The organism is Candidatus Clavichlamydia salmonicola, assembly GCF_015356765.1.
Lineage (GTDB): Bacteria > Chlamydiota > Chlamydiia > Chlamydiales > Chlamydiaceae > Clavichlamydia > Clavichlamydia salmonicola.
In genome coordinates, this window is sequence record NZ_WTCQ01000005.1 from 19,439 (window position 1) to 33,537 (window position 14,099).

The 14,099-nt window shown below is 31.0% G+C and carries 6 protein-coding genes; all 6 read left to right on the top strand.

Going from position 1 to position 14,099, the window contains the following annotated elements:
- Positions 1-3 precede the first annotated feature (3 nt).
- Positions 4-1,800, top strand: a complete 1,797-nt coding sequence (locus CLAVI_RS04770; RefSeq protein WP_194844455.1) for a hypothetical protein — start codon at positions 4-6, stop codon at positions 1,798-1,800.
- Positions 1,801-3,101: 1,301 nt separating this feature from the next.
- Positions 3,102-4,778, top strand: a complete 1,677-nt coding sequence (locus CLAVI_RS04775) for a hypothetical protein (RefSeq protein WP_194844456.1) — start codon at positions 3,102-3,104, stop codon at positions 4,776-4,778.
- A gap of 656 nt (positions 4,779-5,434) precedes the next feature.
- On the top strand, positions 5,435-7,864 hold the full coding sequence (locus tag CLAVI_RS04780; RefSeq protein ID WP_194844457.1) for a hypothetical protein: 2,430 nt from the start codon (positions 5,435-5,437) through the stop codon (positions 7,862-7,864).
- Between the two features lie 94 nt (positions 7,865-7,958).
- Entirely contained in the window at positions 7,959-10,427 is a 2,469-nt protein-coding gene (locus CLAVI_RS04785) for a hypothetical protein (RefSeq protein WP_194844458.1), read from the top strand.
- Between the two features lie 126 nt (positions 10,428-10,553).
- Positions 10,554-11,543, top strand: coding sequence for a hypothetical protein (locus tag CLAVI_RS04790; protein ID WP_194844459.1), 990 nt, complete (start codon positions 10,554-10,556; stop codon positions 11,541-11,543).
- A gap of 104 nt (positions 11,544-11,647) precedes the next feature.
- Positions 11,648-14,041, top strand: a complete 2,394-nt coding sequence (locus tag CLAVI_RS04795) for a hypothetical protein (RefSeq protein WP_194844460.1) — start codon at positions 11,648-11,650, stop codon at positions 14,039-14,041.
- Positions 14,042-14,099: the final 58 nt, after the last annotated feature.

Sequence of the window (14,099 nt, forward strand, 5' to 3'; positions counted from 1 at the left end):
CCTATGTCATTAATAAATCCTTTTGATATTTCAGTAATTTTATCAAAAAAAAGCTCTTGTCTTATCATTTTACCTAATCCATTTTTACAGAAAAGCCTTGGACAACATCTTCAAATTTTAGCTCAATCCATTGAAAAAGCTGCTCAGGAACAGCTCTCTTTCACTAATATGTGTCCTAATTTAACAGCTATTTCTCATAATCAAGATAATTTTGACCCTTCATCTATTTCAAATTTACCAACATTAGTCCACCACTTACTCCAATGGATCCATGTATGTAAAAATGAAATTATTTCAATAAAATCATGTGGCCTAGCAAGATATGAAAGAATTAACAGTGCTTTAATTAAAGCACAAAGAAGAATAGCTTCTAGGAACATAAGACAGCCTTTACTAACAACGCCCCTAATTAAACATTTGGTAAAACCCTCTCCAGAAAAAACTAACGATACACTTTTAACACAAAGATTTAAATTTTTAGAAAGTGAGCCTTTATTTATAAACTTACAACTAATTACTAAAAAATTAGAAAAAGCCCTTCCTTACATACTAGAAAGAAGATTTCATCCTTTGATTGCTCGTTATTATAACATTTCTTCAAAATATATTGTATTTCAACTAAGAGGAATGCCTCATATTATTTGCAAAGCAGTGATAGATATAACTGCCTTTGAGAGCCATATTACCAATTCAAAAACCATTGCAAAGATCATTGAAGATAAAAATTATGATAAAATTATAATCCCTCAATCGCACATCCTAGAAATCACCTCAACATGTAGTAATACTGTAATATTCTATCTTGAAAAAAAAACAAATTTACCAAAAAACGCACAAAATCATGCTTTAAACTGGCCCATATCACCTAAAATATATGGATGGACTGAATGTGATGATAAACTGAGACCTGCATTTATACAGCTTGCGCATATTATTCAAGAAACAGGTTTATGTAATATTAATCGAAACAATTGCCTTGCTGTATTAGATCAAAACACCTGGAAACTTGTCCTTGTTGATACTGAAACTGTAAAACCTTCTTCTGCATCAATAATGGGAAGCTTACTAGATTTGATCAGTCATGTATCTTCCCCTACAAGTGCTGCTGCAATTATAGAATCTTGTAAACCTGAATTAATGCCTCAAATAGAATTTTGTGCATTTTTAGAAAAGCTTAAAGAAAAAAGCATTCCTATTTTAGAAGAGACAAAACAATTCATCAGTTTAAAAAATAAATACATCAGTATGCAACAAAACTTAGGTAACATTGGTCATCCCTTCAAACCAATTACTGTTACTATGAATACTTTAGAATTAAATCTTTCACAAACCACTACGACTTCTGATCATAAAAAAATCTCTCTAAAAACTGTTCTAAAAAAAGTAATTATTATATTAAATCAACTTTTATTAGAAAATAGCACCTGCCCCAATGCTATAAATGATTCACCTCGTTTAGTTAACTTGCCAACATACCTTTATAATGTTGACTCTAAGGATTATATACCTCATCCACATACTACATTAAATATATATGACCCCCAAGCTTGTAATTCCTTAGCTTTACTTGGCCTTTCAGCAGAAGAAAAGCAAGACTACCTTAAAAAGATGCAGTTAATGAGAACATCTGCTCGTCTCCCTAAATTTTACCTAACTCATGCCTTACAATATCAAAAAAAAACCTGGCTACACCAGATAATAACTGCATTACAGAATCAAGGCTATATCCTTACCTCTGATTACATGGAAGGCGAAGAGGTAACCCTTTTAAATACTCTTAGTTTTATGATTCAATTATAATTTATATGATTGTTTATTTTTTTTTGACTTCTGTTTATTTTTCTCTTGCATCTAATCCAGGCCTTAAAGAGCAATGGATTTCAAAGATTGATAACTATTTTTATACATTTGGACCCATTCCTTAAATAGATAATGCTTGCCAATTGTCCAGACAGTCTTGTTCATAACAAGGAACACACACCTTTTATCAAAGAAGTTTCCTCTAAACTAAATCCATTAGCATGTTGTTACTCATCAGTTCATCCCCCCCCCTTCTTAAGACCTCTTATTCAAAAATAACATTCTTGATGTTGAAGTAAAAACCCCCTCTACTAACATCTCTCTTTGGCCTGCTGAAGCAGATTGACTTTGACCCATTGCTTTAAAATCAATTTCTCAAAAATTAAAGGAAGCACCTTCATCAATATGTAAGCAACATCTCATAATTTCATTGCTACTTATCATAAATCTTCATATAGATCTATTCTCTTTGAACTAGAAAACCTGCCTCATTTTATTTAAGGAAGCAATAAATAAAGATACATGTAAGAGCGTATAACTAAATCAAATGCTATTACAAAAGTCATTCAATTTAGAAATTATGATAGAATCATTATTCCCACCATCTTCCATCCTAAAAATTTCTAAAAACAATACTTAAACAAGAATATTCCTTATTGAAGAAAAGGTTCTTTTACCTACAAGAGCTAAGATGGATAAATTAAACTAACCCCTAAATCCTGCTTTAGATTCATAGTTAGAAAATCATAACGCATTAATACATGCTTTCCTTTAAATGTCTTACACCATTGAAGAAACAAGCTTATCTGACATCAACAGATCCAATTATTTAGCTTTTACAGATGATAATATGGAAAATTGCTCTAATTGATATTGAATGTTTAAATAGTGAGTCGCTAAAAATGATGAATAATCTCCTAAAACTCATGAAACACTAATTCTACAGGAAGCATGCATGCAATTTTAGAATCGTATAAACCTGAATTAACGCCAAAAATAGATCTATCTGCATTCTTAGAATGCATTTCAAATAAAAACTTGGTAATATTAGCGAGCCTTAACAGATCCTTTGCAACTACAGCTCTCCAATGCCTTAGAATATGAGAAAAAGAACTGGCTATCTCAAATATTTACTGATTTATACAATACAGGTTATCCTGTTATTTCCCCTTATTCTAAATCCTAAAAATGAAAAACATTTATTAAATACTACTTCTTTTATAGTTAATAATAATTTATATATTTAAAAATAACTTTTTTTTGATTATAGTTTTCATAAAAAATTTACTTTTATTAAATACATGTTAGTTTCGTCATTTTTCCTTCCTCTCTATTTTACCCCTGAATCCCGCTCCAGTTTACGAGAACAGTGGACATCCAAAATTGATGATTATTTTCATTTATGTGGCCCTAGCCTCAAAGCCTCCTCCTTAAATAATCCTAATGACCCTTGGGCATACACTGGCTCAATAGTTAGCCAACAAGAAGCACCTCTTTACTCTAAGACGGCCACAAACTTATTAATGATCTTAAAGATCATTTCTTACATGACCATAATTATCCCTCTGACCATGCTCTTAGCTAAATATCTTCTTCGCTACCCATACCATTTAACCTTACTTTTATCAGAACGCGCTTCTTCAGCTCCAATAACACAAACAGAATGGCTTTCTTCTACAGATTTAATATACATACAATCTCAACTTTCAACAATTTTACCTGTAGCACTCGAAAAAAAAGCTCATCCATCCATCTCATATTATCACATATCTGCAGATAAAAATTCTGTGTTTGAAATAGCAGATTTTCCTAATCTTATTTTTAAAACATCAAATAATGCATCCTGTATAAACATTCGATTTGAGAAAATGCAATTACTTGAAAAACTAGTTAAAACAAACAATTATAATAAACTTTTAATTCCTCGATCTCATATTTTAACAATTTCTTTGCCTAATAAAAAATTCCATCCCTGTATTATTGAGCAAAAAATATATAATCTAGATAAACATAAAAAAAATAAATTAGGTTGGCCTACTATGCCTGGCTCATATGGCTGGGTTGAACATGATAAAAATTTAAGACCTGCTATAATACAAGCCGCTCAAGTTATTCAAAAAACTGGCTTATCTGACATCTTCTATAGAAATCTTCCAGCAATTATAGATAAGAATACATGGAAAATTTGCTTACTTGATACAGATGTTTTTAAATCTTCTCCTGATATGGTTAGCTATAATCTTTCTCAACTCATTAAGTGCTGTTGGTCCAAAGAAAGCATAGACGCTGTTATAGCTGCTTCTGATCTTCAAAAAATTCCAGAAGAATACAGAGAGCATTTTTCTGAATACCTAGATAACACAAAAAAAGATCGTTTACACGATCTTGTAAAATTACAAGCTGACAAAGAACCTTATGCACAAATGCAACTCAACCTTGGGAACATTAATAATCCCCATAAGCCTATTAAAGTAGATATTAAACAACTAGGTCTAGACCTTACCCAAACAACTCTAAATCCAAGTAATGAAAGGGTATCAATAATTAGTTATCTTAATCAAATCATAGCAACATTAAATCAATCTCTGGAAGACAACCACCATAAACTTCTTCATACATATCATAATCATCGTAAAATAATTTTCGATACTCACATTTATGACCATGTAAAAAGAGCTTATACGCCTCGTGTTAATACATTATGGTACCTCTCTCTCAAAAATGCTCCCCCATTAATTAATCTATTAGGCCTTAATCAAGACGAAAAAAATGATTTTCAAGGATGGCTTTTTCTTGCAGAACAACAAAATTCAAATTCTTCATATGGCTATATAAAAGCTTTAGAATATCAAAAAAAAACCTGGCTATACCAAATAATAACTGCATTACAGGAAAAGGGTTTTATCTTTTCATCTGATTATTCTGTTGATGGAAAGCCTAACCTCTTACTATGTAGTAACTTATCACTTTGCTTATAAATAAAATATTTTTAAGAAATATTTACATAATAAAATTATTAAGATATGTCAATAATGTTTGTTTTATCATTTTATATTCCTCTTCACTTTATTCCTACATTCTATTTAATTAAATTCTAATACTGCGTGGTCATATAAAAGCTCTATAGTCCATCAAAAAAAACTCTATTTTTCACTAAAAAAATCTCATACCTAATTACTGTTCATCAAAATTCTTTCTTATATTACAGTAATTGTCCCCCTCATAATGCTCTTAGCTAAATATCTTCTTCGCAAACCCTACCATTTAACATTACTCTCACAAAAATAACCTTCTCCAAGCTCTTCCCCTACAATAATAAAGCCTGTTCTAGCAATATCTCCTAAAATAACAGAAAAAGACTGGATCTCAAGTCAAGACTTAACTGACATCATTGCCTTATTGCCTATAATGGCTCCTAAAGCACTTAAAAAGTGCATCTCATCCATTAACCATTGCAACATTAATTCTACAAACACAAGCTAGCAGTACCTAATGAGGTATTATCACATGAACATTTGGACTAATAAAAACGTCTTAATGTTACAAGTACATGAAAATAAAATGTTTAATTGAAAAAAGAAATTATTCTGTGTTATTTTTAATAAATAACTATAATGAATGATTCGTAACTACTATGACTACTCCCATTAATCCTTTTACTATCTCTCTTAATCTACTAAAACAAAATCAACGCATAGAGGTACTCCCTTTTCAACCTCCTCCTGATCTTCCTTTTCATATTAGATATCATTTAAAATACCTCTCTGAATCTATTCAAGCTGCCTCTCTTCATAAGTACCAACTTGTGAATGGTGCGCCCAGAAAGAATTCTTCATCAACAGAGACAGAACCTTTCCAGCCTATTCCAAATCTCCAACAATTAGTTACAAGACTGCATAGCTGGATAATTACTAATAGCTCTATTATCATCTCTTCTTGTGGACCTGCATTTTATCAACAAATAGAACAATCATTTACTGAATCAAAATTGTTAATACATGAGTCCAAGCTTGCTTTTAAGGAACACCATCATTGCTTTTCAGAAGATCCTATTTTTTCTCCGAACAAGAAAAAACGTCATTCAACAGAGGCAGACACATCTCCTTTAGCAAAAAAGATAAAACAAATAAAAATATTAGAACATAAAGACACATTAACCACTGCTATCAGCCCTAAAACAGTTTTAAACAACATAAGCTACACAGTCCAAGAAATAATTTTTTTAAATGAAAGTACCTTTACCTTTCATCAAAAGCTGGAAAATGATCTATACGCATGGATGGATACAACACATCAACAAATTAGCCACGCTCTAAATTTTTCAAAATGTTGTTTTGTACAATCATCTGAGCATTTACTCACCTTACAAAAAGAATCTACACTTCATTTGAGACGAATAACTCTAGAAACTCTTTTACAATTTTTGAAAGAACAAAAGCCATTTTTAGAAAAAATGACTAAAAATCTTGAGCAAAACAAAGCCAAATTTTTTCATTCTCATCTGACAAAAAAATTAGAAACAGCTCTCGTAGAAATTCAAAAACCTTTGACGAGCAGAGCAAAGGTTATAGTCTATAGGAAAAAAAAGATCAGCAAACAAGTGCCTTCAAAAACCATTCGACCTTTTTACCAAATAAGTAATTCAGCTAGAAGTTCTACTGTTACAAAAAAATTTGTGAAAATACGCTTAATGCCACCTGACTTGAGCTTTTCTTTTAGACAAGATATCGTCAAAACATTTGAGATGAAAAATTTTTTAAAAAAAATTAAAAAAGCCTCCCTATGCTCACAGTACACATCTACCCAAGTTATTGATGGAATACAACCCTCCTCCAACAATAAAGCTCTTTTAATTAAAGCCTTGTATTATTCAGCAAAAAATAACTCTTTCTTATTTCAACAAAAAAATTCTATCTCTGAGCATTTACAAAAAGAAATAGATAATACATTAAATTTTCTAAATAACCTTTACTGTATTGAAGTTTCAGCTACTCATGACGAATCCTGTCATCATAATGAATTGACATCATTAGCCATTACAACAACCAGCTTTGCAAGATCTATTTACCCTATTTACAACCTTTCATATATCAGCATACATCCAGATAACCCAGACCCCCTTAATGCCCATCTTCACACAATATCAATTAGTGCTTCTTCTACTCAATTAAAAGACTTAGTTAGCAATTTTATAAGAAGTATTGCTAAGCATAAAGCTCGCATGAACGCATTATTCATACGCTCCATGAAGTCAAATATTTCCATTAAATGTTTAGATAACTCATTTCCAATACCATTTAACAAAAAAACCGCTTTGCCTCACGATGAACTTTGCAAATTATTTTCTAACATCTCTACATATAACCTTCAAAATTGTCTTAACTACTTTAAAGACACATTAGCAGATGGTAGTGAACAATTGTATTCTGGATATCATACAATTCAATCCTCACTAACCTTCATTTTAGATCTTTTTTTACATCCTTTCTCAGAAGAATTCATGATCCCCACTGCAATATCTGTAGTATCTTCCTACTTAAAAAATAATAAACTACCTTTCTTCTCTATTGTAAAAATTGACCGTAGCCATACCATCAAATTTTGTTCTTTTTCAATACATCAACAATTCGATTTGATAAAAAATTTTTACACTCAAAGCAAACACATTCAACTTCGTTTAAAGAAAATTTTTTCTATTGCGCCATTTCATCCTACCAAATATCAAGGCATCTTGATAAAAGATTCTTCTGAATTATTATCCTTATTATATTGGGGAGTGAAATGTAACTTGATATCAATAAAACATTGTTTTACAAATATTTTTTTTAAAAATAAATCTTCAGTAATGCACAGCAATTTTCAAAAATCCACTCAACTTTTAGAAGAAAATATATGTTTAATAGAGAAAGAATGGAACATCATCAACCCAGGCACCCCTATACCTGCTTTAGAAAAATTGCAACATTCTGTAAAAGATGAATTGCAACTCATAATGAATTCCTTAACAAATCCAGAAGACTGTAGCAAATCATTAAACTTGCCATTAGACAAAAAAACAAACTAAATTTATTTACCTAAGATGAATAAGCTAGGCTATTTAAACGTAAAATGTGATTATTTTTTCTTCTTTCTAACATTATGTAAATATTGAACTTATTGTGACTACTTCTATTAATCCTTTCTCAATTATTGTGAATCTTGTAAAAGAAAAAAAAAAGTTAATAATGTTGCCCTTTCAACAAAATCCTTCTCTTACTTTTCACATACGTTCCCATCTAAGCACTATAGCTGAACAGATCCAAATAGCCACTCTTCATCAATACTCTTTTGTCAGCGCTATGCCTCTTAACACAGCTCCTTCAACAAGCACAGAAATTTGTTCTTCAGTTATAAATTTGCAACAACTGATTTCCAGATTACATAGCTGGATAGTAAGCAATCAATCTATCATCCAATCTTCCTGTGGACCTACATTTTATCAAAAAATGCTAACATCATTTACTCTAACACAAACTATGTTGAGCAATTCTGACACTTCTTTTAGCCCTCCTCCAACAATTTGCGTCTCTGATCCATCAAGTATAAAAAAATCTTATCTAGGGAAAAAACGTCTATCTAAAGATTCTAAAAAGGGTACATCTCGCTCAGAATCTTTTTCACCTCCTTTAAAGAAAAAACTCTTAGCAACTTCATCTTTTGAAAAATGTTCAGTCTCAGTAGAAAAACAGACTCCATGTATTACTACTGATTCTTTGCAAGAAATTGTAGTACTTACTAAAGAAGTTTTTACGATTCAACCTGCCCAAAATTTAGATTTAGAATCTTGGATATGTCATACCCATCAGATGGTGAGAAATGCTTTAAATTTTTCAGAAATATGTTATGTAAAACATACAAAAGCAGCATCCGTTTTGAAAAAACAATCCCTTACTAAATTATATGTAGAGACTCATCGAGAAAAAACTCTGAAAAAATTAAAAAAATTATTAGCAAAACAAAAGCCATTCTTAAAAAAAATGCCTGCAAATTTAAATAAAGATCCTGCTATTCACTTACATACACACTTAAAGATAGAATTAGCAGCCGCTTTGAAACAATTAAAAAATACTTCACTCAAACTAAAAAAGGCTTTAAAATCCCCTTCTCCCCTACCCTCCATTGATTCTTTTGAAACAGCGTCTCCCTTACCTTCTGAAATAAAAATTCAAAGAACTGTACCTGGAGTACAATACAAACCCAATAAAATTGCCTTAAAAAACACCATTCAGAAATTTTTTATCTCAATAAAAATATTCCCTAATCTTTTTAACTTATCATCTAGAGAAAAAATAGAAAAAGAAACTGAATTGATGTTTTTTCTAAAACAAGTTCATCATGCTAGTCAATTACCTCAATACATCTGCTCTCAAGATATTCCTGAGATAGATGCAGCTTCATCTGTAAACAAAGAATCAATCCTATTAGCATTATATCATGCTGTAGAAAGAAATGTATTTTTATTCAAACAATTCCATCTCTTGTCTGAACCACTACAAGAAAATGTTGACAAGACACTTAACATGATAAATAAAAAATATTGTGCTATAAAATCTTGTGCTGACGATATAAACAAGCATCATAAAAATTTTCAAAAATATCCGATAACAAAATTAACTCCTCCTCAACCCATCAGCTCTATCTATGCATTACCATTAATCACTATTTATTATAATCCAAAACATCCTCACATAATAAATATTAGAAAAATCTTCATTACAGCATCTGACAAAACCTTATATTGGCTGCTTAAAAATTGGAAAAAAAGTCTTTCTCATCACAAAAAACGAATGCTAGAAATAGCAACCATGGTTTTTCATAAAAATCTTGTGGTTCAATGCCACGATAAATCCTGGCTATTAGAAAGCAACCAACAGAAACTCCTACCCCATCAATTACTCAAGGTTTTATTAGCTATAGCAAAACACAACTACCATGAATGCCTTCTTTATTTTAAAGATACCCAAGAAAATAATAATGAGGAAATACATTATCCTGGATATACAGAAACTGAATCTCTCTTAAAATTTGTTGTAACATTCTTGGAAAATTTTGACATGACTAATCCTTATCCACAACCTGTAGAAGCACCACCAAAAAAGCAACCACCACCAGTATTGTTATTTTTTATGTATAAATCATACAGCAGCTATGAACCCAAACTACATACTACATCAATGAATAAAAAATATGATGTTATAAGAAACATGCATCAGAACTTACTTAAGACAATGTCTTATTTAAAAAATCTTTCAAATGGAAATACTGCAACTCAGATCCTATATAATGGGCAACACCTAGAAAATCAAAAAGACGCCTTAGCATTAGTGTATTGGGGATTGGATTATAATTATCAATTTCTAATGAAAAACTTTAATCACACATTTGACAAAACAAAAAACTCAATGCTACTAAATCTATATCAAGACAGTCTTACACTAATCCAAGAAGAACAAGCATTAGCAACAACATACTGGGGAAAAAAATACCCTAACTCTTCCCTTCCTAACCTTGACTCTCTTAAACATCCTCTCAAAAATGAACTAAGCAATCTGTCTAAAGTATTACAGACTTCTCCAATAGTCAATTAAGATTCAGCCTATATCTCCCAAAGTCATCGCTTTTCATACCCAATCTTGCTTATTCATTAAAAAATGATTGCAAATAGATTAAATCTTTAGATATAATTTATTAATGTCTCTCTCAATAATTTATTAATGTCTCTCTCAATCAATCCTTTTACTTTTCAAGCTCTTCTCAAAGAGGAAGAGCAGTGTCTTCTTCTTGTTCCACCAAATCTAAATTTACAAAATTCTCTTGCATCACAGCAACATTTATATAATGTAGTATCTCGAATTAAACAAGCAGCGCTTCGCCAATACTCTCTCGCCCATGCTCTTCCTTCCACAAGCATTACGCCTAATCCCCTATCTTCTATTCAAAATTTAACAACTTTAGGTGAGCAATTACATGCATGGATTGAACAAAAGCAAGATTTTCTTACAATGTGCTTCGGAATACTTTTCTATCAAGAAATCTCCCACTCTTTAAGTATAATTCCAACTTCTTTACCATCACATTTATCTAACATTCCTTCGAATTTGAAAAAACACCATCCAAAAAAACGATGGAAAATTCAGCATGTTGGAGACACAGAAGCTACTAAACCTAAACAAACTAAAACATCCATAGAAGAGCACTCTTCTCATACCTCTCCAGAACCTTTATTCCAAACTGCAAACGATGAGAACATACAGTCGGATGATGATGTCTTGTTTGTATCAACATCTTATCCTAAAAAACCAACAACAAAAATATTATCTCAATCTTCTAGCAATCTTTACACCTCATTAACCCCATCAACAGGCAACACATTAGAGTTAATAAGAGTAGAAGAAACTCTCTACATGATACAAAAAACAGCTACCAACAATATGAAGAAATGGGCAAAAAAAACACATACCATAATAGAAGATCTTTTAGAATCAGTAGAATTATGTGTAGTTCCATTAAACAAAACACAACAAGATTTAAAAGCTCTTAAATTACTCCCTAGAAAATCTCAAACTTATTGTACTATTAAAACTTTCTTAACAGACACTTTACCCTACTTAAAAAATATTAAAAGCCCTTCTGAGCAAAAAACTGCTACTGCCATGCACCATTACCTTTTAGATAAAACTAATGAAGCTATTTCCTATATGTAACAATTAAATTTATTTTTTGTTAATAAATAATTTTATATACAACTATATCTAATTAAATATGTTATAATTTTCAAACCCAACAACATATTAATTATGAATTGATTATGCCGTTTTTCATCAACCCTTTTTGCCTAAACACGATAATGATAGAGGAAGAAGAAAGCCTCTTATTAATTCCATTGCAAACATCCTTGCTAGAACCATTAAAAATAGAATTACACCTCACTAGACTTGCTCAACATCTAAGAACAGCCTCTCTCAATAACTATTCTCTTATCAATGCTTCAATATCTACATCTGATGTAGAAACAGACTCAGACACTGCATCATTACAATCTATTCAAAACTTAAAAGACTTAGTATTGAGATTAAATAATTGGATAACCCACCAACATTGCATCATAAGTACTTCTCATGAATTAAGTTTTTATCAAAAAATGCAAGAATCATTAAACACTACTGCAACCTTACTTCATTCTATACCTCAACAAAATCGTTTAGAGAATACACCTGAACCAACACCTTCTACATCACAACCATTCAAAGGAGTAAAAAAACGATTTTTAGCATTAATGGAGCAAGAAAGTTCTCTTCAAATAACTCATTCCAAAGCTAAAAAATCTAAAACAGACAACTATAATGAACCTACTGCAAACAGCCTTTCGCCACTTGAAGAAAGGCCTTCACCTTTAATAACCTATCCTGTAACCAAAATATTTTTTCTCCAAGAAGGAGTATTTTCATTAGAAAAAACAGAAGTAGAAGATCTTGAAAGATTCTTTATGGAAAACCATGAAATGGTTGGTCAAATCATTACCCTTAATGACCATGTATTTGCTCCTTCAAAAGAAGCTATTTCAATCTTAAAATATGAGGAAGTCGCTGCATTACGCATTTTGTCATTAAAGATGCTCTTAGATTTTATGCAACAACATCTTATGCTTATCCATCAAATCCCCAACGAAGACATAAAAAAAGAAATATGCAAAGCTCACTTCATTCTTATGAATGATCTCCGCTTTGTCATTGCAGAAACAGAACCATCAACAACAACGTCTTCTCTTTTAAATAAAGCAGTAGCACTGCCTAAAAGCATGCCTCGCGATGCATACCTCCCCTCATATCCCTACATAGGATTAAAAATTTCATCTTCTTCTTTTTTCATATTTGCAAAAAAAACATTTGCAACTAATGGAAAATTTTGTTTATTTTTACAACAGATTTTATTGGCTATTCCACTGTATTCATATAAATCAAGTGGCATAATTCCCAGCATACCCAAGAGCACCTTAAATAATCCTTTAATAGCTTTACAAAGTCTTTATCATATAACTTCTAGAAATTATTTTATGTTCTGTCAAATACATGCTGCTTCACAAAATGTTCATGATCAAGCCAAAAACACTCTTAATACCCTCAATAAACAATACTGCTCCATAATATCTGTTCCAGATAATGCAGCAGATCATCATGTAGATTTACAAAATTTAGCTGTCTCTGGAACAAACCCTCCCTTACCCATTTCTAATCCAGATACTCTATCATACATAAGCATCTATCTTAGTAATCATCACTCAGATCTCTGGTTTATTCAAACAGCCATATTTAATAAACCTCACCCAGAGTCTAAAACTTCAATAACATCCTGGTTAAATGGGTTAAAAAATCACCACCTTCGTATCAAAAAGCTTCTAAAGCAAGCTAAGAATAAACCCATATTTTTAATCTGTAATGACAATTCCTGGCCTATACAATCTTCAAGAGACCATCCTATCCAGAAAGAAGTACTAACAAATACTTTACTCAACATTGTCCAACATAATAACACAACATGTTTAGATTTTTTTACAGATTATTCCAATGACGAACCAACTTGTCGTTCTGGCTATCTTGAAACAAAGATTACTTTAACCAAAATACTAAAAACAGTCAAAAATGCTATAGACCCTCATGCAGATGATAATGACATCAGCGACTCAGATCTATCTCCACCTGCATCCTTGGAAATAAATCTCAATACACTTCAAACAAGATCTATCTTTCCTGTATTCTCTCTATTGAAACCTAGAAATTATAAAATGGAAATCTCTTATCTATCACATCACATCAAATTTAACTCTTTAAGAGCCTCTGCGCGTGCCTCAAAAAAAATCAAAAAATACATTTCAACATTATTAGCTTCTTTTCGCCCTCATGCTATTCAATATCAACATGAATTCATCACAAATATAAAAATGGTCATCCCCTTATTGTACTGGGGAATTCAAATTAACTATAAAATATTAGAATGTACCTTTAAAAACTCTTTTATTAAACAAAACGATAATGCCTCAGAACAATTATATATAAAAACTCTTGCTGATTTTAAAATTTCGCTAGAAGAATTAGAAAAAAATTGGGAAAATATTTCACCAAAACAACCCATACCATCTCTTCATGAACTTGATCATCCAATAAGAAAAGAACTATCTCTTATTATTCAAGCATTTAATATTTAAACCCATTTTTGTATAAGAATATCTTCTTTTAAATGTATTGTCAGATAGATTTATTCCA